Origin of the sequence: Rhodoferax sp. PAMC 29310, assembly GCF_017948265.1 — a bacterium.
GTDB lineage: Bacteria > Pseudomonadota > Gammaproteobacteria > Burkholderiales > Burkholderiaceae_C > Rhodoferax.
Map to the genome: position 1 here is coordinate 4141729 of NZ_CP072852.1, position 21972 is coordinate 4163700.

Sequence of the window (21972 nt, forward strand, 5' to 3'; positions counted from 1 at the left end):
AGTGCTTGAAGCCGCCTGATGTGACTCAACCTGCGTTGTAGAAAGGTAACTCGCCAATGACCGACGCCCTGCACATTGTTTGTCCCTATTGCCACACCACCAACCGGGTGAGCCAGGCTGACTTGGCCAAAGCGCCAGACTGTGGAAGCTGCCACAAGGCCTTGTTCGTGGCGCACTCGCTGGCACTGAACGAAGCCAATTTCAACAAGCACATTGCGCGCAGCCAGATTCCGGTGTTGGTCGACTTCTGGGCGCCCTGGTGTGGCCCGTGCCGCCAGATGGCGCCCGCTTTTGAGCAGGCGGCCGCACAGCTGGAACCCCAGTTTCGATTGGTCAAGGTCGACACCGAGGCGGAGAAAAACCTGGGCGCACGCTTCAACATCCGCAGCATCCCGACCTTGGCCTTATTTGCCAATGGGCGCGAAGTGGCCCGCCAACCCGGGGCCATGGGGGCGGTCGACATTGTTCGCTGGGCGCGATCTCAGCGCGTATAAAACCTGCTGGCCGGCGGCATGTAATTCGCCGGTAACCAATTCGGCCGACCGGTATTAGTATTGGGCCTTTCCAATGCGGAGGCGGCTGCAAGCGGCCCGTGGGCCTGCTTGATAACGAATGCATGCCCCGTCTTCCGCGCACCAAGTAACAAAAATATGACTCAAAATGTTTTGACTGACGGGTTTCAACTGGCGCCCGGCGCCGCGCCCCTGGCCTGTGTGGACATTGGCGGCACCAAGGTCGCCGTCAACATCGTGGACGACCAAGGCATTCGTGGCCGGGTAGCTGAGCCCACCGCCAAAGTGGGCGAGAACGACGCCTTGGCCCGACAAATCATTCGCATGGTGAGTGAAAGCTGCGACTTGGCGGGGGTGGATGTCGCCAAACTGGCGGCCGTGGGCGTGGCCTCTTGCGGCCCGTTTGTGCTGAACCAGGGGCTGGTGGAGTTGGCTGCCCCCAATATATGTGGCGGCTTGGCCGGCACGGCGCGGGGCCTGCCCAACACCTGGAAGACGGCCCTGTTGGAGGCCCCTTTGCGTCAGGCTTTCCCTAATGTGAGGGTGGAAAACGACGGCATTGGAGCGCTGGAGGCGGAGCGCCGCTGGGGTGCGTTGCAAGACAAGGGGCAGGCGTTGGATCACTGTGCCTACGTGACCTGGAGCACCGGTATTGGCGTGGGCTTGTGCGTGGACGGGCGAGTGTTGCGCGGCAAGAACGGCAACGCCGGCCATGCGGGCCACCTCTTTGTGAGCGACAACAGCGATGCCTTGTGCGGCTGCGGCAATGTGGGTGATGTCGAAGGTTTGATTGCCGGCAACGCCATTGCCCGGCGCTTTGCGGCTGATGGTTACGCTGATTCTGCTATTCTTTTTGAAGCGGCTTACGCAGGTGATGCAAGGGCTGTAGCCATTATTGATGAGTTGTGCCGGGTGATGGGCCGCACCCTGTACAACCTGATTGCAACATTGGATTTACAGCGCATCAGCCTGGGCGGCAGTGTCTTTTGGCACCACCGAGCCTACTTGCTACCCCGGTTGCAAGTGCAGGTGCGCGGCAAGTTTCCAGCCCTGACCGACGGCTGCGAACTGGTGCCTGCGGGCTTGGGTGCGCGGGTCGGCGACTTTGGTGCACTGGCCTTGGTTGCTTGAATGTGGAAGGGCCCGTGGCCCTGATTTGTCTCTCGACCCGTCGGTGGGAAAAAGCCTCTTGGTGTGATGCCAAGAGGCTTTTTTGTGGCGACCAAGTTGGTAGCATGGCCACCGAGCCGGTGCTAAGGGTAAATCCTGATTACGCAATCATGAGGATTAATTAACAATTAATTAATTCGAGCGACATAATGCCTGCGCGAATCAACCCGGGTCCGGTGGCAAGTGTTGTCATCGGCGTTCAAATAACAGGAGAGATTATGTTGAAACTTTCAAAGCTGGCTACGGCCGTGGCGTTTGTGGTGGCTGGTTCGGCCGCCATGGCAGGTGAGGTCGAGGTTCTGCACTACTGGACATCGGGTGGTGAGGCCAAGTCGGTTGCCGAGTTGAAGAAGATCATGCAGGCCAAAGGCCATACATGGAAAGATTTTGCAGTCGCTGGTGGCGGCGGTGATAACGCGGCCACCGTGTTGAAGAGCCGTGTGGTGTCAGGCAACCCACCCTCGGCTGCCCAGATCAAGGGCCCTGCTATCCAAGAGTGGGCAGCAGAAGGCGTTTTGGCTAATCTGGATGGCACGGCTAAAGCCGAGAAATGGGACAGCCTGTTGCCCAAAGTGGTGGCTGACGTCATGAAGTACAAAGGCAATTACGTTGCTGCGCCGGTCAACGTTCACCGCGTGAACTGGATGTGGGCGAACGCTGCTGTATTGCAAAAGGCGGGCGTGTCTAGCGCACCAAAAACTTGGGATGAGTTCTTCGTCGCCGCTGAAAAAGTCAAAAAAATGGGTCTGATTGCCGTGGCACACGGTGGCCAAAACTGGCAAGACTTCACGACCTTTGAAGACGTGGTTCTGGGTGTGGGTGGTTCCAAGTTCTACAACGATGCTTTGGTCAAGTTGGACCAGAAGGCGCTGACCAGCGCCACCATGACCAAGTCGCTCGAAACCTTCCGCAAGATCAAAGGTTACACCGACCCAGCTTCTCCTGGTCGTGACTGGAATCTGGCCACCGCGATGGTGATTCAGGAAAAGGCAGCCTTCCAGTTCATGGGTGACTGGGCCAAGGGCGAGTTCACAGCCGCCGGCAAAGTGCCAGGCAAGGACTATATCTGTGCGGCCACACCTGGCACCGCCAACTCCTACACCTTTAACGTGGACTCGTTTGCCATGTTCAAGCTCAAGGACTCTGGCGCCCAGAAGGCACAGGGCGATCTGGCTGCCGCCATCATGGGTACCGATTTCCAGGAAATCTTCAACCTGAACAAAGGCTCTATCCCTGTTCGTTTGAACATGAACATGGCCAAGTTTGACGATTGCGCCAAGACGTCCGCCAAGGACTTCGTGGACACCGCCAAAACAGGTGGTCTGGTGCCTTCCGTGGCCCATGGCATGGCGATCAAGCCCGCTGCTGAAGGTGCTATCAAGGACGCCGTCAGTCAGTTCTGGAACGACGACAAGATCTCCGTGGCAGATGGTGTGAAAAACATCGCCAAAGCAGCAATGCAGTAATCTGAATGGGATACACGGGTGCGAACCGGTGTGTCCCCATTTTTTTCGCAGAACTTGGGCAGACGGGCGCCCAAATGCTGTGTTTCCGGTCTGGAGATTTCAGACGGATGAATGAGAGCTGGCAACGTCAACGACTGGTTGACTCGGCTGGAATGGCATCAAGCCACCGTGGATGGTTTCCTCACAGCAGGGCTGAACGTGAGCGGGCTCAAACGGAAACAAGAAATTATGAAAACACTTGAAAATATATTACCGAAACTGGTGATTGCCCCCGGTTTTTTGATCGGGTTTGCATTCATCTACGGTTTCATGATCTGGAACGGCGTGCTCTCCGTCACCGGGTCCCGCATGTTGCCGAACTACAGCGAATTTGTTGGACTGGATCAATATGTCCAGCTCTGGGATATGGATCGTTGGTGGGTCGCGCTAACGAACCTGGGCATCTTCAGTGTCTTGTACGTGGGCGGATCCATGGCGTTGGGCATGGCAATGGCAATTTTTCTGGATCAGAAAGTGCGCTTTGAGGGCGTGCTGCGTACGGTTTACCTCTACCCCATGGCGTTGTCTTTCATTGTGACCGGCACCGCCTGGAAGTGGATTTTGAACCCCAGCCTGGGCTTGGAGAAGTTGATGCATGACCTGGGTTGGGCCAGCTTTCACTTCGACTGGTTGGTGCAATCGGACATGGCGATTTACTGTGTGGTGATTGCCGGTGTATGGCAGTCGGCCGGCTTTGCCATGGCCCTGTCGTTGGCCGGCTTGCGCGGCATTGACGACAACATCATCAAGGCAGCCCAGTTGGACGGCGCCTCATTGCCTCGCATTTACTGGCGCATTATTTTGCCTATTCTGCGGCCTGTTGTTTTCTCTACCGTTCTGGTTTTGTCTCACCTCTCGATCAAGAGCTTTGACCTGGTCATGGCCTTGACAGCAGGGGGCCCAGGTTATGCCACCGATGTGCCGGCTACGTTCATGTATGTGATGAGTTTTACTCGCGGCCAAATTGGCCTGGGCGCTGCCAGCGCCACCATGATGCTGGCCACCGTGGCCGCCATTGTGGTTCCTTACCTTTACAGCGAGCTTCGCGCCAAACCCCATGATCGCTAAACACCTCCCCCGCGCCCTGATTTACGGCATTCTGCTGATTGCCGCCTTCTTTTTCCTGGCGCCTCTGTATGTGATGCTGGTGACGTCTTTCAAAGACGCCGCGCAGATTCGGTCGGGCAATCTCATGAGTTTGCCCACGTCGCTCAACTTCGATGCATGGAGCTTGGCGTGGTCGTCGGCCTGCACGGGTGTTGACTGCCGTGGCCTCAAACCGTATTTTTACAACTCAGTGATCATGGCGATTCCAGCGGTGTTGATTTCCACTGCATGGGGCGCCATCAACGGCTATGTGCTGAGTTTGTGGAAGTTCAAGGGCAGTGAGGTGCTGTTTGGCTTCTTGCTGTTTGGTGTGTTCATGCCGTTCCAAGTCGTTCTGTTGCCCATGAGCCAGGTGCTCGGTTTCCTGGGCTTGTCCAGTTCGTTGGGTGGCCTGATTGCGGTGCATTGTGTTGCGGGAATGGCCGGAACGACACTGTTTTTTAGAAACTACTACACCGCCATTCCCCGAGAGCTGGTGAATGCTGCACGCATTGACGGCGCTGGCTTTTGGCGTATTTTCTGGCGCATTGTGATGCCGCTCTCCACGCCCATTTTGATGGTGACGCTGATCTGGCAGTTCACCAACATCTGGAACGATTTCCTGTTTGGCGTGGCCTTCAGCGGCGCGGACAGCAAACCCATCACGGTCGGCTTGAACAACATGGCCAATACCTCCAGCAGTGTCAAGAGCTACAACGTGGACATGGCGGCTGCCGTGATTGCGGGCTTACCCACGATGCTGGTGTATGTGCTGGCGGGTCAATACTTTGTTAAAGGACTCACCGCTGGCGCGGTGAAAGGATAAAAAATGGCATCTTCGGTACATATCGCGGGTATCCGCAAAGTTTTTGGCAATGGCGACAAAGCCGTCGAAGTTCTCAAAAAGATCGACATCGAAGTCGCGCCCGGCGAGTTTTTGATTTTGGTCGGCCCCTCGGGCTGCGGCAAATCGACTTTGCTCAACATCATTGCGGGCCTAGAAGAGCCCAGCGAAGGTGAGCTTCGCATCGCCGGTAAAAACGTCATTGGCATGGCCCCGGCCAAGCGCGACATCGCGATGGTGTTCCAGAGCTATGCGCTGTACCCCACCATGAGTGTGGCGGACAACATCGGGTTTGCGCTGGAAATGCGCAAGGTGCCGAAAGCGGCGCGCGAGAAGCGGATTCAAGAGGTCGCAGTCATGCTGCAGATTGAACACCTGCTGGACCGAAAGCCTGCCCAGTTGTCTGGCGGTCAACGCCAACGTGTCGCCATGGGTCGCGCCTTGGCCCGTGATCCGCAACTGTTTTTGTTTGATGAACCCTTGAGTAACCTGGACGCGAAGTTGCGGGTCGAGATGCGTGCTGAGATCAAGCGCCTTCATCAGGTGTCTGGGATTACCACCGTCTATGTCACGCACGACCAGATTGAGGCCATGACGCTGGGCACCCGCATTGCGGTGATGAAGGGCGGCGTCCTGCAGCAAATTGGCACGCCGGACGATATTTACCGGCACCCGGTGAACATGTATGTGGCGGGCTTCATTGGCTCACCGAATATGAACTTCATCCCAGGCCGTATTGAGGCCACGGGTGACCAGGGTAAGTTTGTCTTTGAAGGCGGTTCGCTGGACCTGATCTGTCCCGACGCGAAGCAGGTGACTTTGGGCCAGCGCCCTGAACATATTCACCTTACCACTGACACGTCAGTGTCCTGGCGTGGAGAGATCGTGCTGGTCGAGCCCACCGGTGCGGACACCTACGTGGTGGTGAAAACAGCGGTTGGCTTGATGACCGTCCGTGTGGAACCCAACTCAATCGTCAAAGTAGGCGAGTTGACCGGCTTGACGGTGAGCAGCCGCCACAACCACTGGTTTGATGCCAAGACCGAGGCAAGAATCAACTGAGCTCATGGCCTCGTTCACGCGAGGCCATGAAGGCCTCGAAGTCGGGGGCTGACATGGGGCGTGCGAACAGGTAGCCCTGCCCGAAATCGCAGCCGGCCGCAATCAGCAGGTCGCGCTGCAGTTGAGTCTCGACACCCTCTGCCACCACTTTAATGCCTAACTCATGGGCCATCACGATGATGGCTTTGCAAAGGGCCAGATCGGTGGAGGCGGGAATCAAATGACGCACAAAACTTTGGTCAATCTTGATGTAGTCAATGTCAAATTTTTGCAGGTAGGAGAGGGCGGAGTAACCTGTACCGAAGTCGTCCAAAGAGACGCCAATGCCGGCGTCCCGCAACGCCAGCAGTTCTTCAATCACCGCATCTGAGGTTTCCAGCAACAGTCCCTCGGTGATTTCAACGACCAAACTGTCGCCGGGCAGGTTGGCCGCGACGAGTTGGTCATGCCAATGGGCATGCAATCGATTGCCGTTTTGAAACTGGATCGGCGATTTGTTGACGCTGATTTGAAATTGGGGCGAAAGCCGTTTTCGCCACACCTTGATTTGTTCCATGGCCTGTTTGAGCACCCAGTCGCCAATGTCAATAATGAGTCCGCTGGACTCCGCAATCGGAATGAAATCAGCCGGGCTGACCAAGCCGCGCGTGGGGTGGTTCCAGCGCAGCAAGGCTTCGGCCTTGTAGACCTCTCCATTGGAAAAATCAACAATCGGTTGGTACACCAATTGGAACTGCTGGTTGCCCAATGCCGAGCGAAGATCATGGGTCAATCGAACCCGGGACTGTGCCGCTTCCTGCAAAGACGGTGTAAAAAAGCTGAACTGGTTTCGTCCAGCGCCTTTCGCCACATAGAGGGCTTGGTCCGCGTTTTTGTACAGGTCTTCGACCTCGTTGCCGTCCAGCGGGAAAATCGTGATGCCTATGCTGGCAGAGACGTAAACCTGTTCGTCGCCCAGCTGAAAGACGCTGGACATGGCGTGCAACAGGGACTGGAGCGTGCGCTCAACGCTGGCGACATCGGGTAGCTCCGTCATGAGCACTGTGAATTCATCACCGCCCATGCGGGCTACTGTGTCTGTGTCGCGCACACAGGCTTTAATGCGAAGGGCTGCTTCTATCAGCAGCAAATCGCCGTTGTCGTGGCCCAGCGTGTCGTTGACTTCCTTGAAGTGATCCAGATCGATGAACAAAATGGCGAGCTTGCGGTCATCGCGCCGGTTTTTCTGAATCTCATGCTCCAGCCGGTCCCGAAGCATGCGGCGGTTGGGCAGTCCGGTCAGGGTGTCAAAATGGGCTTGCTTCCAGACCAGTGCTTCAGAGGCTTTGCGCGCCGTGATGTCAGTGTGGGTGCCAATCATGCGCAGCGGCAGGCCCTGTGGGTCTCGGGTGATGACCATGCCGCGACTCAATATCCATTTCCAGCTGCCATCGGAACAAAGAATGCGGTGCTCATTGACGTAGGTGGGGGTCCTGCCTTCAAAATGGTCAGCCCGGTCGCGCTCAAGCTGAAGCAGGTCGTCGGGGTGGGTTCGGCCGTCCAGCACGTTGGGGTGCTGTTCGTCCTGGGCCTCGCTCAAACCATACATGGCCAGAAGTTGAGCAGAGAGATACTCGGTTCCACTCTGAATATGCCAGTCCCACATGCCGTCGCCCGTGCTCTCCAGCGCCAGCTTCCAGCGTTCTTCGCTGTCGCGCAATGCCGATTCGGAGTTTTTGCGCTCGGTGATGTCCTGCAACACCGACGTTCGTTTAAGGGGTTGCCCGTTTTTCCACACCGTATTCCCCATGGACTTCACCCAAATGGGGCGTCCTGTGGCGGTGACCATTTGAAGCTCGACGTCGTGGTGGGTGGGTTGACTCATACCGTCGGCGTAGGACGCCTCAATAGTGGCCAGTGAGGCCGGCGAGAAGAAGCCTGCCATTGAACTTAGGGTGGGTGTGTAGGTTGACGATGAAAGTTCAAGGATTCTGAAAACCCCTTCGGTCCAGAAGATTTCTTCCTTCTCAAAGTCCACCGCCCAGCCGCCCACCCGCGCCATGTCCTGGGTGACGTCGAGCAGCTCGTTGAGCTCGCGCCGGGCCGCTTCGGATTTGACGTAGGCGCTGACATCGGTGAACGTGCGCACTATGGCGCCGTCAGGAAGCACTTGACTTTTGACCTCAAGGATCTGCCCTGAAGGGGTCTCACGCAGGTAAGTCCCTGGCAGGGGGGCGCTGCCGCCACGGGCGAGGTTGAGCAGTCCTGCGCGGGCATTGGCGTCGACCCACGCGCATTCAGGGCCCAAGTCACCTCGTTGTAGCAGGAGTTGGCACAGTGCTTGTACCGTGGTCCCTGCCGACAGCATCTCGGCAGAAACCCCCAGCAGCTCACAAACACGCGGGTTGAACATCACCACGCGGGAGGTGGTGTCAAACAGAAGAATGCCTTGACTGATGCTTTTTAAGGTTGTTTCAAGGCGATTGGATTGGTTCAGCAACTGTTGGTTCAAGTCCTGCAACGCCGCTTCCTGGGCTTTGCGGTCGCTGATGTCCGTGTGGGCTCCTGTGACATGCAGGGGGTGCCGCTGTTCGTCGCGTAACACCACCAAAATGCGCGACAAAATCCACTTCCATGTGCCGTCCTTGCAGCGCATGCGAAATTCGATGGTGTTGATCTCCGCCGGATCACTCAGCTGGGCTTGGTCCGAGAGTTCCAGTCTCTCGATGTCGTCGGGGTGGAGTCGATCAAAGAACTCTTGGTAGCCCGTGCCCACCTCGTGATCGGCATAGCCGAGCATTTCTTTCCATCGGCTGGAAAAGGTCTGTAAGCCCGTCAGAACGTCCCAGTCCCATACGCCTTCGCCGGATGTCTCCAGCATGTGCCGCCAGGGGTATTCCAAGCCAAGGGAAGGGGGGCGATCCCGCACTGCGCCGTCAAACGGGGGCTTGGGTTGAAGGGGGCGATCGGCGGTCACGCAATGTCCAGACTGAGAGTGCTTGGGATACAAAAATCCGGAATTTGAAGGCTTCAGTATCTTACTTGTGTCTGGCCACTGGGGCCAGAAAGGAGCTAGGCCCCTCGTCTGGCCAAAGGCAGCGCAATGACAACGCGCAAGCCGTGCGGCGCAACACGAACCGCCGTGGCACTGCCGTTGTGGCGGTGGGAGATTTCCGCCACGATGGCCAAGCCCAGACCGCAGCCGCCCGGCAATTCGCTGGCACGCCAAAAGCGCTCGAATACATGTTCCAGTTCGGCATTCGTCAGCCCTGGGCCATTGTCTTCGACCTCAATCAGGGCCTGGCCTCCGACTTGGCTGCAGCGCAAGGTGACCATGCTGCCCTGACCGCTGTAGAGGATGGCGTTGTCGATGAGGTTGCTCAAGGCTTCGCGAAACAGCAGTTTTTCACCGTGGACCATCAGGCAGTCATCGCCCTCAAATCCAAGGTCAATGCCCGCTGCCAGCGCGCGCGGGGTCCACTCTCGGGCAACTTCGCGGGCCAAAGCGGCGGCGTCCAACAGCTGCAAGCGAACATCCGCCTCGTTGCGGGCCAGAGACAGCAACTGGTGAACCAGATGGGCGCTGCGCTGGGCGCCGGCCAAAACCTTGACCAATCGGGCACGCAGCGCCTGCGCGTCGGGTTCGGCAATGGCCAGCTCGGTTTGGCTGATCAGCCCCGCCAACGGAGTGCGCAATTGGTGAGCCGCATCGCTTAAAAACCGTTTCTCCTGCCCCAGGCTGCGCCGAACGGCGGACAGCAATTGGTTGACGGCGCCGGCCAGCGCGTGCACTTCCTGGGGGGCTTGCGTCATCTCAATCGGGGAAAGCGCTGACAGGCTGTGTTCCCGCCGGTCACCCAGCTGGGCCTGTAAGCGCTTCAGCGGAATCAAGCCCCGTGACACGCCACCGTAGACCAAGACCCCTAGCAAGGCGCCCAAGACCAGCAATGGCGCCAGAATGTCGGCGACCAACTCCGCTGTAATGCGCTTCTGCACAGCCAGGCTTTTGGCGACCTGCACACGCAATCGTTGCGGTGCATCGGCCTCTCCATAGTCAACATCAAGCAGCGCAACCCGCATGGGTTTTTTGTCAATGGTGGCGTTGTAGAGAATGGGGACGCCGGTCAGGGGTGCCAGTTCAACCGGGTTGGGTAAGGTGCTGTTGCCCAGCAGGAATCGTCCGGGCGGTGAGGACACCATGTAGCTGACGCGGTCCTTGGGGTCTTGCTCAAGGATGTCCTGAGCGGCTTTGGGAAAGTCGATCAGGAGGCCTGATCCAATGGGTTTGACCTGGCGGGCCAGCGAGCGAACAGACTGGGTGAGGGACTGGTCAATGCCCTTTTCGGCGTAGCTCAGAGCAACCCGGTAAGTCAATGCGCCGCCCACCAGCCAGAGCACCAGTTGCGGCAGCATCAGCCACAACAACAACTGACGCTTGAGCGATAGCCCGTGCGCGGGAAATGCGCTCACGGTGCGGCAGTCTCCAGCATATAACCCAGACCGCGCACGTTGCGAATACTGAGTCCCGAGTCAGCCAACTTGCGGCGAAGGCGGTGGATGTAAACCTCCAGGGCGTTGGAGGCGGCCCCGCCACCTTCTGCGGGTTCGGATTGCCAGCGATCCATGACGTCTTCCCGGCTCACCACCTGTCCGGCGCGGGTGACCAGCAAGGATAGCAGGGCCCATTCACGCTGGGTCAATTCCATTGCCACCTCGCCCAGCCAGGCTTGAGGCAGGACGGCATCAACGCGCAGGGCCCCAGAGGTGTTGGTGGGTACTTCCAGCGAACCACCAAAGGCGGGCAATTGGGCACGGCGCAACAAGGCGCCCAAACGGGCCTGCAACTCGCCCATGTCAAAAGGCTTGGTCAGGTAGTCATCGGCGCCCGCGTTCAGACCTTGAACCCGGTCGTCAATGCCATCACGCGCGGTCAGAATCAGAACCGGGAGTGCAGGCAGGCGCCGGCGAATCCAGCGCAGCAACTCCATACCGCTGACCTTGGGCAGACCCAGGTCCAGCACCACGCCGTCGTACCGGTTCGACTCCAGCAGGGCTTGCGCAGGGGCGCCATCGGCCGCTGTGGTGACGGCATGGCCCGCATTGGTGAGCTGGGCGCTCAGGCCATCGCGGAGCAAGTCATCGTCTTCAACAATTAGCAATCGGGACATGATAGAAAACCAAAAAAGCAAACAATCGGCGCCCTAAAGGCTCAGCCATCAATACTACTTGGCATTTGCCAGGGAATCGGCTTCGGCGAAAGATGATGGCGCTGCCGCCTTGATGGCGTTGACCCGGGCCAGGTGAATGAGTTCACCAATGGCTTTGCCCTGGACGCCCGCCGCCATGGCTGTTTCGGCAATGCTGTTTGTCGCCACCCCTTGGGCTGCCATCAATGCGGCCCACAAGCGCGGCCCTTGCGGGTAGGGCGAGTTGCCCAGCCCACCGCGGCCACGGGCATCGCATTCGCAGGCCAGCAACACCTCGCCAAATCGCTGCGGCTTGCGAAAGGCATCACAACGCTCAAGCAGGCGCACCAAAGCGGCGGCGTTCAGGTCAGCGCTGCGGTGAATATTGCCGTGTTCTCGGGCGACCACATCGGCCAGTTCCCGGCAATCGGTCGGCGCTCGCAGCCGTTCACACACCTTTTTCAGAAGCCGCGCACTGCGCTCCTCATGGCCGAGGTGGCGGGGCAGGATGTGCGCGGGCGTGGTGCCTTTGCCCAGGTCATGAAACAGGCAGGCCACGCGCACGGCCAGCGATGCGTTCAGCTGTGCGCTCATGTCCATGACCATCATCATGTGGATGCCGGTGTCCACCTCGGGGTGGTAGTCTGCGCGCTGGGCCACGCCCCAAAGGCGGTCCAGCTCCGGCAGCAGATGGGCCAGGGCGCCGCAGTCTCGCAGCACCTCAAACATGCGGGAAGGGCGCTCTTCCATCAAGCCCCTAGCCAGCTCCTGCCAAACCCGTTCAGCCACCAGGTGATCGACGTCCCCGGCGTTGACCATCGCGGTCATCAAGGCCAGCGTTTCCGGGGCCACGGTGAAATCAGTGAAGCGGGCGGCCAACCGGGCCACTCTTAAAATGCGCACCGGGTCTTCGCTGAAGGCCGGGCTGACATGGCGGAAGACCTTGTTCTTGAGGTCACCCTGTCCGCCATAGGGATCGGTGAGGTGCGGGTGCCGGGGGTCAAACTGGCCCTGCTCGTCGATGTGATCGACGCTGATGGCAATGGCGTTGATGGTCAGGTCGCGTCGCGCCAGGTCGTCATCCAGCGTGACGTCGGGCGCGGCATGAATGACAAACCCCCGGTAACCCGGCGCCGAATTGCGCTCGGTGCGGGCCAGGGCATATTCCTCTTTGGTTTTGGGGTGCAAAAACACCGGAAAATCTCTGCCCACGGCCAAATAGCCCTGGGCGGTCATGGCCTCGGGCGTGGCGCCCACCACCACCCAGTCGCGGTCTTTCACTGGTAAACCCAGCAGGGCATCGCGTACCGCACCACCCACCATGTATATCTGCATGGTGGGCAGTTTACTGAAACCCAGGCCCTCTAGCGTGACAGGCGGTAAGGCTCTTCAAAGTCGAGAAAGTCCTTCTCGGCCAGGGCCTCGTCCATCCAGGCTTTGACGCCGGGCAGTGCCTTGACTCGGGACACATAGGCCGCAATGGTCGGCGGCACGGGCAGGGCATAGTTGGAAAGGCGCATACACACCGGGGCGAAAAAAGCATCGGCAATTGAGAACTCGCCAAACAACATGGGGCCGCAGTGTTCACTGAGCAGGCCTTCCCACATGGCCACGAGGCGGTCGACATCGGCGCGCAATGCCGGTTTGTCGCGCCAGAGCAAGGCACCGGTGTTGGTCAAATCGGCTTCAATGTTCATGGGGCAGTTGCTGCGCAAGCCGGTGAAGCCTGAGTGCATGTCAGCGCAGACGCTGCGGGCGCGGGCCCGGGCGGCTTTGTCGGCGGGCCAGAGCTTCTTCTCGGGAAACTGTTCCGCCAGGTACTCGGCAATGGCCAGGGAGTCGCCGATGACCAAGTCGTCATCCATCAGGGCCGGTACCTTGCCGGTGGGGTTGACGGCCTGGATGGTGGTTTTGAAGCTGGAGCTCGGGTCGAAGGAGTCAAAACGGACCATGACTTCCTCAAACGGGATGCTGCTCTGCTTGAGCAACACCCAGGGGCGCATGGACCAGGACGAGTAGTTTTTGTTGCCGATGTAGAGCTTGAGCATGACGGGTCCCTTTAAAAACCAAATGCTAGCGCACCGCACCGCTTGGATTGATGACTTATACCGACTGGTTTGATGCGAGATTCCCCGCGCGACCCATTAGTCCCGCCACATTGGGGCCAGCATGGGCTCAATAGGGCGGGTTTCGGGGTCATTTTTGCTATTTTTTTGGTAGCTTATTGCGCTGGTTAGATGTGGGGTTAAGCCCGATTTGTCTAAAAATCAAGGCAAATCCTTGTAGGGCTCAACCACACTCGCGTCACGCGGTCCGACTGAGCCCAGTCGGGTTTTCAATGACTGGGGCTGGCCGGTGATGATGGCGGCGTAGTTGGTGGTGTTGGACAGCACTTTTTTCACATAGTCGCGGGTTTCACTGAAGGGAATGTTCTCCGCCCAGATCGCGGCCTCCAGCACCGGCGCGCCAGTTTGGCCGCGCCAACTGCGGGGACGCCCTGGACCGGCGTTGTAGGCGGCCGCGGCCATGGGCATGGAGCCGGCAAAGTCGTCCAGCACCAGCTTCAGGTAGCCCGTTCCAATGGCGATGTTGGTATCGCGTTCGGTGATTTGGTGGGGTTTGAAATCGTTCAAGCCAATCTTCTTGGCGGTCCAACGCGCTGTCGCCGGCATCACCTGCATCAACCCGCTGGCTCCCACGGACGAACGGGCGTCGGTGATGAAGCGGCTTTCCTGGCGAATCAGGCCATAGACATAAGCCGGGTCCAGACCGATTTGGGCGGTGCGTTTCAACACGGCGTCGTGGTGCGGCATGGGGAAACGTTGGTCGAAATCAATGACGTTCTTGGTGCGTTCGCTGGTGTTGATGCAACGATCCCATATTTGGTTCTGACAGGCCAGCGCAGCCGCGGCCAGCAGGTTGCGGTCGGTCATGCCGCCGTCTTTGTGCAGGTTGGCGGCGTAGTTCCACTCTCGCACCGCTTCACTGCGTAAGCCCATCTGGAAAGCGTAGAGACTGCGCACCAGCGACGGGTTGCGCCGGGCTGTGTCGATCTCGTCAGCGGTGAGCGCCGGCGGGCGGGGTGGCACGGTGATGCGCTGGCCGGTTTCCTCCAACGCCAATTGTTCGTAGAAACCGGTAACTCCCGCGATGCTGCGCATCATGCGGTCTACTTCTATCTTGGTCGTTTCACTGCGCGAAGTCGCTTGCAAGGCGCGGGCTTTCCAGTAGACCCAGGCAGGATCCTGGCTTTGCTCGACGCTCATGGCCGCAATGGCGGTACTCACTTGGCCCCAGTTGCCGGCGCGCAGGGCAGCGCGCACATACCAGGCCAGATGGTCCTCGTTCATATAACGTTCCTGGCCATTCTGGAAGTAGCCGAGTGCATCGTTGCTCAGACGCATGGCGGCACGCTTGCCAATCACGCCCCAGACCCAGCTGCGTTCTTCTTGCGAGAGCTGGGTTTTCCAGCGCAGCTTGCTCAGCTCTTCTGCGGCGCCGTCAGGGTCGCTCACGGCAAGGCGGATCAGGGCCAGGGTAACCAACTCTTTGGTACGGGGGCGAAGGGCCAGCAACTTGCCGTCCAGAAATTGATCTGGCTTGGCGTAGATGTTGCCAACGGTGTCGGCCCACTCAGTGCTCAGCATCGCGACGGCCTGCGTGGCCACGCTGCGGTTGCCATTCTCCAGCCCCAAGCGGGCGCGTAGCCAGACGCTGCTGGCCGGCATTTTTCCGACCTTGACTTGCTGGTCGGCAGCGGCCGAGCAACCGTCGTCGGTGGATTTCTGAGCCAGCCACAGACTTTCGACCTGAGACCACACTTCGACCAGCTTGCGCGACTGGAAGTCGGCCAACAAGGCATAACACTTGAGGGCCCGGTCATCGTTCATGCGGAAATTGGGGTACTCGGCCATGAAGGTGCCCCACTCGGCGTTCTTGCCAAGTTGCAGCAGCCAGTCGTTTCTCAGCCGGTCTTCCTGATAGCTTCCGGCATAGCGATTCAGAAAACCTTGAATTTCACCGGGCGTGGCGGTGTCCAGTCGGGCACGCAACTCCCAGTAGGCGGCCCAGGGCTCCAGGGTGTGGCCGGTCGCCTTGGGCAGCAGAGCGCTCAAGCGTTTGGTGTCGGACTTGCGGTAAGCCTCGCTCATCTCGGTGATAACGTCATCCGCTGCCGATTTCCCTGCCTCTTTGGTTTGGGCATGCAGCGGTGTCAGGGCCACGACGGTCAGGAGTCCAGCGAGGGAAATTGATGTCAAAATGGGTTGAAACTGCATGTGGAGATTATGGATAACTCTGACGAAACCAGGGCTCTTGAAAAAAAAGCCCTTCGCAAAATTCTGATCGAGCAACGTTTGAACCTCCCGGATCGTGCCCAGCGCTCTGATCTGTTGCAACGGGTGATGCGAATCTGGCTGGTGGGCCGTCCCGATGCGGTTATTGGTGCCTATTGGCCGATCAAAGGCGAGTTCGATCCGCTGCCTGCACTTCACCGCTGGAAGGAAGACGGGGAGCTGATCGACCAACCCCAACCCCGACGCATTGGGTTGCCGGTGGTCGATAAGGTTCACAAAACCATGACATTTCATGCCTGGTACCCCGGTTGCCCCATGGAAGAAGACGCTTATGGCATTCCCAAACCCAAGGACACCGAGGTGATTCAACCCACCTTGCTGTTTGTAGCCTGCGTGGGCTATGCGCCTGGCGGTTACCGCCTTGGCTATGGCGGCGGGTTTTATGACCGCATGCTGGCGACCCTGAACCCACGACCCTTGACGGTGGGGCTGGGTTTTTCCAACGGGTTTTTGTCTGACTTCGAGCCCGAATCCCACGACATGCCGCTGGATGCCATCCTGAATGATCACGGTGTGGTCTGGCCGGTATAGATCGCAAACACGCATTAATCCAGTCCGTCCACCGTATCTGGGTCTGGCCCGTCTTGGGTGACGGCACGAGTCAAAGCGGCTTGTGCCGTCAGCCAGTTGCAAAAAGCCACGACCTCTGGCCGCTGTGACGAGCGCGGCCCCACGATCAACCAATAAGCCAGCGGTGAATTCAGCCGCCGCCCCGGCAAAACTTCCACCAAGTCACCCGTGGCCAGGCTGTCTGCCACCATCGGCAATCGTGCCAGTGCCACGCCCTGGCCGGTCAATGCAGCCTGCGCAATTTGATGGGCGTAGTTGAAATACAACCAGCGTTTGGGCTCAAGCGGGGTGGCTTGATTCATGTCCAGCCAGCGCCGCCAGGTTAACCATTCCAGGTGGTGGGTGCGATGGGCGTCGCTGGCCTCAATCAGTGTGAAATGCGCCAAATCCGACAACTGGGTCAGTGCCTTGCCGCTTTTCAATAGCCACGGGCTGGCCACTGGGGTGAGTTGCTCGCCGAACAGGCGCAGGGCACCTGGCGGCATTGTGCCGGGGTGGCAGTAGCGCAAGGCCAGATCGACGTCGCTGGTTTCCAGGTCCACGGCCACATCAGTGGTATCAATGCGGATGTCAATGTCAGGGTGATCGTTTTGAAACGACTCCAGACGGGGAATCAGCCACATGGACGCAAAGGATGCCCAGGTCGAGAGGGCCACACTCTTTCGCCCCGCTGTGCGCCGAATCTGGCGAACGGCGCTGTCCATGCGTTCCAGCGAGGGAAGCACGGCCCGCAGCAGTTGAGCACCGGCTGTCGTGAGCTCCACGGCCCGGGTGTGGCGCAGAAACAGGTTGACTCCCACGTCTTCCTCCATGGCCTGGATTTGCCGGCTGACCGCACTTTGGGTCAATGACAGTTCTTCGGCGGCCGCCCGAAAATTGAGGTGGCGTGCCACGGCCTCAAAGGCACGCAAATGGCCGACGGGAATGGGGCGCGTGCGCAGGGGCTGGTTCATCAACGTCGGGCCAGTTTGGGTGGAGTGAGGTGGAGATGATTCATGCGAATGTGGAATGAATAGCATAGCTTGAAATCATTGGACGATCGGGGGCATCGGCGCAATCATTCAACGATCCATCATCTTCGCGGAGCCCCTTGTGCTGACCCCGAGTCTGCTTCTCAATCATTCACCCGGCCATGCCACTTTGTCGGTTTGCGGCCAATTGGCGGCACGGCAAACCCTTCGTCTGTGCCCCCGTGGGGCGGGAGTCCTTCGCATTGGTCAGGGGCGGCTGTGGCTCACACTGGATGGACCGCATCATGGGCCCGTCAACGCGTGGGGTGACCATGTTGTGTACGCTGGGCAGTCAATGGCCCTGTTGGTCGGGCAAAGAGCGGTGGTGGAGGCTTGGCCCGTGACCGAAGGCGCCGTGTCGCAATTTGAATGGCTGCCCGCACCCACTGTCTGCGACGCGTTGGCGTCCCCGGTGCAACAACCGCTTGGGGCCAGGTTGCAAGAGGCGGCTCGGTCTTGGCAGGGATTTAGGTGTCTTTTAGGCCTCTAGCCTTCTATTTCCCTTCATAAATTGCTATGCTAAAAATAGCAATTCTCGAAAATGACCTATCGAAAGTCAGCGGCCTTGCGCGCAGCCTTGGCCACCTTGGACTTGGCCGGTCGCTTGGCGACTGGTTTGCTCGCGCGGGCTTTCAGCGCCGCCTCCAAGGCCAGCCGGGCCCAGGGTGCCATCAGTTGGAGGGACTCCATGGCCTCGTCCGGCGCGGTGTAGTAATTCATGCTCATGGGCTTGGCCTTGGCAAGGTACACAAACCGCTTGCAGCCTGCCGCCTCAAACGTGGCTTTGGACTCGTCGCTGGCTTTCAGCCACAGCGTCTCACCGTCGCCCAAGTCCGCCAAAATGGCCAGCGTTAAGCCCTCGGAGCTGATGCCGTAGCCGCCAAACATGCGTTTGGCCACGCAGGGGCCCACTGAGGAGAGCAGGTCACAGCAGTAGTGGGCGAATTCGTTGGCCGGTGCAGCCATGGGCTCGTCCTAGCACTCCACAATGTTCACGGCCAGGCCGCCGCGGGATGTCTCTTTGTACTTGGTCTTCATGTCCGCGCCGGTTTCGCGCATGGTTTTGATGACTTTGTCCAACGACACCACATGCTGACCGTCCCCTTGCATCGCCATGCGGGCGGCGTTGACAGCTTTCACGGCGCCCATGGCATTGCGTTCAATACAGGGCACTTGCACCAGGCCGCCAATGGGGTCGCAGGTCAGGCCCAGGTTGTGTTCCATGCCAATCTCGGCGGCGTTTTCCACTTGCTCTGGCGTGCCGCCCATCACCGCTGCCAGGCCGGCAGCAGCCATGGAGCAAGCCACACCCACCTCGCCCTGGCAGCCCACCTCAGCGCCGCTGATGGACGCGTTGAGTTTGTACAAAATGCCAATGGCCGCAGCGCTCATCAGGAAGTCAATGACCGCGTCCTGCCCGTCGCCGTGGCCGGCACGCCCACTGGCGGGCAACACAAAACGGTCGCAGTAATGCAGCACGGCGGGAATGACGCCGGCAGCGCCGTTGGTGGGTGCGGTAACCACGCGTCCGCCGGATGCGTTTTCTTCGTTCACCGCAAAGGCATAAACGTTGACCCAGTCCAGGACAGACAGGGGGTCGGCCAAGGCACGTTCGGCGCGATCGCGCAGGCGAGCCGCCAGTATGGGGGCGCGGCGCTGCACCCGAAACGGGCCGGGCAGCGTACCCTCATGGCGCAAACCGCGCTGTACACATTCGCGCATCACGCGCCAGATGTTCAGCAGGCCCGCCCGAATCTCTTCGTCGCTGCGCCAGGTGCGCTCGTTGGCCCACATGACTTCGCTGATGCGCAACCCATGGGTTTTGCAGGTGGCCAGCAGTTCATCGCCAGAGGTAAAGGGGTGGGGCACTTGCTGGTAGGCCGCGAGCACAGCGTCGTTGGCGGCGCCTGCCGTGACGACAAAGCCGCCGCCGACACTGAGGTATTTGCTTTCCCGAAGCACGGTGCCTTGGGCGTCCACGGCGGTGAATTTCATGCCGTTAGGGTGCTCCGCCATGGCTTCGCGGCGGTACATCAACATGTGCTCTTTTTCCCGGAAAGCGATGGTCTGCTCGCCCAGCAAAGCCAATGACTGGGTTTTGCGTGCCGCTGCAATCATGACCGGGACCGCCTCTACATCCACCGTGTCCGGTGCGTGGCCCATCAGGCCCAGCATCACGGCGACGTCTGAGCCGTGGCCCTTACCGGTGGCGCCCAAAGAGCCGTACAACTCACACTTCACGCTGGCGACCCGGGCCAACAGGGAGTCGTTCTGCAAGGCCCGTGCAAACAAACTGGCGGCGCGCATGGGGCCTACAGTGTGTGAGCTGCTGGGACCGATACCGATCTTGAAAAGGTCAAAAACGCTTATTGCCATGGCACGATCTTAGGGGCTTTCACACCATTCAACCGCCGCTGGGGTTTACCCTGCAACTCGGCGTTGATAATGCTAAATTGTGAGCACAGCCGAAAAGGCGAAAGAAGGGAACCACATGAACAATCAAAAAAACCTGTCCCAAACACCATTCCCTGTAGACGTGGTCATCATGGCCGCGGGCAAGGGAACTCGCATGAAGAGCAAGTTGCCCAAGGTCTTGCACCAACTGGCCGGGCGGGCCTTGCTGCAGCATGTGGTTGACACGGCTGCTGAGTTGCTGGCCCGCCAGGTGGTTGTGATTACCGGGCATGGTGCTATCGAAGTTGAAGCTGCTTTCGCAACATCGGTGCGGGCTGCAGCCACTTTTGGCATAAATTTTGTGCGCCAGGAACCCCAGTTGGGCACCGGTCATGCCGTTCAGCAGGCCATGCCGGCGCTGCAAGATGATGGCATTGTGGTGGTATTGTCAGGCGATGTGCCGCTCACCCGGGCCGACACATTGCAAGCGTTGATTGCTGCTTGCGCAGGGGACAAACTGGCTTTGTTGACCATCGACTTTGCCAACCCCACCGGCTACGGTCGCATCGAGCGCGAGGGTGATGCGGTGCAGGCCATTGTTGAGCAGAAAGATGCCAACGCCGCCCAGCTCGCTATCACCGAGGTCTACAGCGGCATCATGGCTGTGCCGGCCAAACAGTTGAAAACCTGGCTGGCGCGGCTGGACAACGAAAACGCGCAAGCCGAGTTCTACCTGACCCAAGTCGTGAAGTTTGCCGTGGCGGACGGCGTGCCCGTGGTGGCCTACAAAATTACCGACGCGGTGCAAGTGGCAGGCGTCAACAGCCCGGTGCAACTCGCAGAACTGGAGCGGGCTTACCAACGCGATCTGGCCATGCAACTGATGGAGCAGGGTGTGCGCCTGGCCGATCCGGCCCGTCTGGACGTCCGAGGCAAGCTGCAGTGTGCGCAAGACGTCTCCATTGACGTGAACTGCGTCTTTGAAGGCCAAGTCAGCTTGGGTGAGGGTGTGCGCATCGGGGCCAATTGTGTGATTGCCAACGCCACCATTGCCGCTGGCGCGGTGATTCACCCATTTACCCACATTGAAGGTGGGCCACCCGGAAGCAAAGCTGCGGTCTGGGTGGGAGAGGGCGCCTTGATCGGACCGTTTGCCCGCCTGCGCCCCGGTGCTCATTTGGGCGCCGACGTTCATATCGGCAACTTTGTTGAGGTCAAAAACTCAACCCTTGCAAAAGGTGCCAAAGCCAATCACCTGGCTTACTTGGGCGACGCCGTGGTTGGCGAACGGGTGAACTATGGGGCGGGCAGTATCACCGCCAATTACGACGGCGCTTTCAAACACCGAACGACTATAGAGGCCGATGTGCACATTGGCAGCAACTGCGTGCTGGTGGCGCCCATCACGATCGGGGCTGGAGGCACAGTGGGCGGTGGTTCCACATTGACCAAAGACACCTCACCCGGCGCACTCAGCGTGGCCCGCGGCAAGCAAATCAGCATTGCCAACTGGACCCGGCCCAAAAAATGAATGCCGAGGCCCACAATCCCATCTCCTTGTCGCCTGAATACGAACTACTCCAGCGCGAGCTGACCCAGGCGCGGGCTGAGCTGGAAGAATTCACCTACTCGGTGTCGCACGACTTGCGGGCCTCATTGCGCCATGTAACGGCCTATGTGCAAATCATTCAGGAGGACTTGGCAGGCCAAGTGAACGCCGAGATCATGGGTCACCTCGGCACCGTGAGCACGGCAGCGCAGACGATGAGCCGCCAGATTGATGCACTGGGTGCCCTGTCGCGCTTGGGGAGAGTCGAGATGCAACTCGCTCCCATTAATTTGAATGACCTGGTGACCGAGGTCATGGACGACATGGCGCCAGCGCCGCAGGCGGGGCCTCTGGCCTGGCATGTGGCCGCTGACGTGCCCATGCTTTTGGGGGATGCCACCTTGATTCATCAAGTGCTCACCGAGTTGCTGTCCAATGCAATCAAGTTTTCAAAACAGGGTTCGCAAGCCACGGTGGGCTTGAGTTGGACGTTGAGCGACCACGGGCGATGTGTCGTGACGGTGAGCGACAACGGCGTTGGCTTCAATCCGCAGTACAAATCCAAACTGTTTCACGCGTTTCAGCGCCTTCACAGTTCTCGCGACTTTGAAGGCATGGGCATGGGCATGGGGCTGGCCAAATGCCGAAAAATCATTGAGCGCCATGGCGGCGAGGTGTGGGCCGAGGGCAAGGTCGATGGCGGCTGCCTCGTCAGCTTTACGCTGCCACTGGCGAGCGCGCAGCGCTGAG

The 21972-nt window shown here is 59.3% G+C and carries 19 protein-coding genes; 10 read left to right on the top strand and 9 right to left on the bottom strand.

Annotation, left to right across the window (positions count from 1 at the left end; all coding sequences use genetic code 11):
• Positions 1–56: 56 nt before the first annotated feature.
• The 6 genes from trxC (at position 57) to J8G15_RS19230 (ending at position 6179) form a co-directional block, all read left to right on the top strand.
• Positions 57–494, top strand: coding sequence for a thioredoxin TrxC (gene trxC / locus J8G15_RS19205; RefSeq protein ID WP_210544317.1), 438 nt, complete (start codon positions 57–59; stop codon positions 492–494).
• A gap of 156 nt (positions 495–650) precedes the next feature.
• Positions 651–1643, top strand: a complete 993-nt coding sequence (locus J8G15_RS19210; protein ID WP_210544319.1) for an ROK family protein — start codon at positions 651–653, stop codon at positions 1641–1643.
• A gap of 257 nt (positions 1644–1900) precedes the next feature.
• On the top strand, positions 1901–3148 hold the full coding sequence (locus tag J8G15_RS19215; RefSeq protein ID WP_210544321.1) for an ABC transporter substrate-binding protein: 1248 nt from the start codon (positions 1901–1903) through the stop codon (positions 3146–3148).
• Between the two features lie 228 nt (positions 3149–3376).
• Complete coding sequence (locus J8G15_RS19220; protein ID WP_210544323.1) at positions 3377–4255, top strand: carbohydrate ABC transporter permease; 879 nt, start codon at positions 3377–3379, stop codon at positions 4253–4255.
• Entirely contained in the window at positions 4245–5099 is an 855-nt protein-coding gene (locus tag J8G15_RS19225) for a carbohydrate ABC transporter permease (protein ID WP_210544324.1), read from the top strand. Before J8G15_RS19220 ends, J8G15_RS19225 begins: the two co-directional genes overlap by 11 nt.
• A gap of 3 nt (positions 5100–5102) precedes the next feature.
• The gene (locus J8G15_RS19230; protein ID WP_210544326.1) at positions 5103–6179 is read left to right on the top strand and encodes an ABC transporter ATP-binding protein; all 1077 of its coding nucleotides are present in this window, start codon (positions 5103–5105) and stop codon (positions 6177–6179) included.
• On the opposite strand, the gene J8G15_RS19235 is transcribed toward J8G15_RS19230, so the two are convergent.
• From J8G15_RS19235 to J8G15_RS19260, 6 genes are all read right to left on the bottom strand, one after another.
• A complete protein-coding gene (locus J8G15_RS19235; protein ID WP_210544328.1) occupies positions 6172–9135 on the bottom strand; it encodes an EAL domain-containing protein in 2964 nt (987 codons plus the stop codon). The two genes, J8G15_RS19230 and J8G15_RS19235, sit on opposite strands and share 8 nt — an antisense overlap.
• A gap of 95 nt (positions 9136–9230) precedes the next feature.
• Entirely contained in the window at positions 9231–10571 is a 1341-nt protein-coding gene (locus J8G15_RS19240) for a sensor histidine kinase (protein WP_210547666.1), read from the bottom strand.
• Positions 10572–10624: 53 nt separating this feature from the next.
• Positions 10625–11326, bottom strand: a complete 702-nt coding sequence (locus tag J8G15_RS19245) for a response regulator (RefSeq protein ID WP_210544330.1) — start codon at positions 11324–11326, stop codon at positions 10625–10627.
• 54 nt (positions 11327–11380) lie between these two features.
• The gene (locus J8G15_RS19250; RefSeq protein ID WP_210544332.1) at positions 11381–12679 is read right to left on the bottom strand and encodes a multifunctional CCA addition/repair protein; all 1299 of its coding nucleotides are present in this window, start codon (positions 12677–12679) and stop codon (positions 11381–11383) included.
• A 29-nt stretch (positions 12680–12708) separates the two neighbouring features.
• The gene (locus tag J8G15_RS19255) at positions 12709–13392 is read right to left on the bottom strand and encodes a glutathione S-transferase family protein (protein WP_210544334.1); all 684 of its coding nucleotides are present in this window, start codon (positions 13390–13392) and stop codon (positions 12709–12711) included.
• A gap of 219 nt (positions 13393–13611) precedes the next feature.
• Complete coding sequence (locus tag J8G15_RS19260) at positions 13612–15621, bottom strand: lytic transglycosylase domain-containing protein (protein WP_210544336.1); 2010 nt, start codon at positions 15619–15621, stop codon at positions 13612–13614.
• 9 nt (positions 15622–15630) lie between these two features.
• Between J8G15_RS19260 and J8G15_RS19265 the strand changes: the two genes are divergently transcribed.
• The gene (locus tag J8G15_RS19265; RefSeq protein ID WP_210544338.1) at positions 15631–16230 is read left to right on the top strand and encodes a 5-formyltetrahydrofolate cyclo-ligase; all 600 of its coding nucleotides are present in this window, start codon (positions 15631–15633) and stop codon (positions 16228–16230) included.
• Positions 16231–16244: 14 nt separating this feature from the next.
• Here J8G15_RS19265 and J8G15_RS19270 read toward each other — a convergent pair whose 3' ends face one another.
• The gene (locus tag J8G15_RS19270) at positions 16245–17222 is read right to left on the bottom strand and encodes a LysR substrate-binding domain-containing protein (protein WP_210544340.1); all 978 of its coding nucleotides are present in this window, start codon (positions 17220–17222) and stop codon (positions 16245–16247) included.
• A gap of 139 nt (positions 17223–17361) precedes the next feature.
• On the opposite strand from J8G15_RS19270, the gene J8G15_RS22185 reads away from it, so the two are divergent.
• Complete coding sequence (locus J8G15_RS22185; RefSeq protein WP_210544342.1) at positions 17362–17769, top strand: DUF2917 domain-containing protein; 408 nt, start codon at positions 17362–17364, stop codon at positions 17767–17769.
• A 56-nt stretch (positions 17770–17825) separates the two neighbouring features.
• On the opposite strand, the gene J8G15_RS19280 is transcribed toward J8G15_RS22185, so the two are convergent.
• The gene (locus tag J8G15_RS19280) at positions 17826–18245 is read right to left on the bottom strand and encodes a TfoX/Sxy family protein (RefSeq protein ID WP_210544344.1); all 420 of its coding nucleotides are present in this window, start codon (positions 18243–18245) and stop codon (positions 17826–17828) included.
• Between the two features lie 9 nt (positions 18246–18254).
• Positions 18255–19655, bottom strand: coding sequence for an L-serine ammonia-lyase (locus J8G15_RS19285; protein WP_210544346.1), 1401 nt, complete (start codon positions 19653–19655; stop codon positions 18255–18257).
• Between the two features lie 115 nt (positions 19656–19770).
• Between J8G15_RS19285 and glmU the strand changes: the two genes are divergently transcribed.
• Both glmU and J8G15_RS19295 read left to right on the top strand, forming a co-directional pair.
• Positions 19771–21204, top strand: coding sequence for a bifunctional UDP-N-acetylglucosamine diphosphorylase/glucosamine-1-phosphate N-acetyltransferase GlmU (glmU, locus tag J8G15_RS19290; protein ID WP_210544348.1), 1434 nt, complete (start codon positions 19771–19773; stop codon positions 21202–21204).
• On the top strand, positions 21201–21971 hold the full coding sequence (locus J8G15_RS19295) for an ATP-binding protein (protein ID WP_210544350.1): 771 nt from the start codon (positions 21201–21203) through the stop codon (positions 21969–21971). The genes glmU and J8G15_RS19295 overlap by 4 nt, the downstream gene beginning before the upstream one ends.
• Position 21972 lies beyond the last annotated feature (1 nt).